The sequence below is a fragment of the Sphingomonas azotifigens NBRC 15497 genome (assembly GCF_002091475.1).
GTDB classification, from domain to species: Bacteria; Pseudomonadota; Alphaproteobacteria; order Sphingomonadales; family Sphingomonadaceae; genus Sphingomonas; species Sphingomonas azotifigens.
In genome coordinates this window covers 1-763 of sequence record NZ_BCTR01000151.1, presented here as the reverse complement: position 1 = coordinate 763, position 763 = coordinate 1, and the positions used below count along the sequence as shown (strand labels likewise).

Annotated in this window: 1 protein-coding gene; it reads left to right on the top strand. The window is 67.8% G+C overall.

Features of this window, described 5'->3' with window-relative positions; translation table 11 throughout:
- Positions 1-763, top strand: a 763-nt coding sequence (locus SAZ01S_RS23360) for a DUF3363 domain-containing protein (RefSeq protein ID WP_167693257.1), incomplete at both ends; no start/stop codon positions are given.

Below are 763 nucleotides of genomic sequence, written 5' to 3'. Positions count from 1 at the left end.
AGCATCGACCGCAGGTTGCTGATCGCGCGCGAGGCCGACGGGCTGGTGCCCTCCTGGCATGGTGACAGCATCGAGCAGGGGCTGCGCGCAGCGCGCCTGGGTAAGCTAGCGCGGATGGGACTAGCAACCGAGGAGGTGAAAGGTCGCTACCGGCTCGCCGACGATCTGGAAGCAACGCTGCGTGCCATGGGCCGACGTGGCGACATCATCGCGACCATGCACGCGCAGCTGAAGGCACGTGCGCCCGAAGTGCATCCGCAGGACTATGCGATCTACGACCCAGCCGAGGGCAAGCCGCTGGTCGGCCGTGTCCTTGCGACGGGACTGGCCGACGAGCATCGCGACCGCCACTACCTGATCGTCGCGGGAACCGACGGGCGCAGCCACTATGTCGAGCTGGGCAACCGGGCACTCTCGGGAGCGGGCGATCACCCCGAAATTGTGCGTATCGCGCCGACAATCTCGGGCATTCGTGACGCAGACAGGGCGGTTGCCGAGATCGCTGCCGCCAACAACGGTATCTACAGCGTCGACGCGCATCTCCGTCATGACGCCAGTGCCAGCCAGCGCTTCGCCGAGGCGCATGTCCGGCGGCTGGAAGCGCTGCGGCGGGGCGGGGGCGGCGTCGAGCGCATGCCTGACGGCAGCTGGAAAATCGGCACCGATCATCTCGACAAGGTGCTGGCCTTCGAGCGAAGGGCGGCTGCGGCACGACCCGTTGAGATCGAAGCGCTTGCCGAGCGCCCGGTCCTGGCGCTGGTCC